Source organism: Thermus aquaticus (assembly GCF_001280255.1).
Lineage (GTDB): Bacteria > Deinococcota > Deinococci > Deinococcales > Thermaceae > Thermus > Thermus aquaticus.
In genome coordinates this window covers 1,911,371-1,911,835 of sequence record NZ_LHCI01000106.1, presented here as the reverse complement: position 1 = coordinate 1,911,835, position 465 = coordinate 1,911,371, and the positions used below count along the sequence as shown (strand labels likewise).

Sequence of the window (465 nt, the reverse complement as noted above, 5' to 3'; positions counted from 1 at the left end):
ACGGGGTGCCCCCTTGCGTCTGGCCCAGGGTGGAGGCCCTGAGGGCCAAAGGGGTTCGCCTGAGCCTCATCACCGGGAGGCCGGGCCGGGGCGAGACCTTGGGCTACGCCCGGCGGCTAGACCCCACGGGCCTCCACGTCTTTGAGTCGGGGGCCGTGGTCCTGGCCCTTTCCCAAGACCCCCACGGCCCCCCCGCCACCCCGGTCCACGTGGCCGCCCTGCTGGAAGAGGCGGCCCAAGAGGCCATCCGCCTGGCCCGGCGGCTCGGCCTGCCCCTCGAGGGCTACACCGCCCAGGGGGGCTTCTACGTGGAGGGCGATAGCCCCCTCCTTCAAGCCCACCAGGACCTTCTGGGCCTAAAGGCGGAAGGGGCGGACCTCTTAAGGCTAGAAGAGCCCCTGGTCCGCCTCCAGGTCCTAGCCGGTCCCGAAGCCCCCTTGGGCGCCCTTTTGGATGCCCTCCCCC

Annotated in this window: 1 protein-coding gene; it reads left to right on the top strand. The window is 72.0% G+C overall.

Annotated features, from left to right (window positions below; translation table 11 throughout):
* The coding region (locus tag BVI061214_RS11095; protein ID WP_428843234.1) for an HAD family hydrolase at positions 1–465 on the top strand (465 nt) is incomplete at both ends.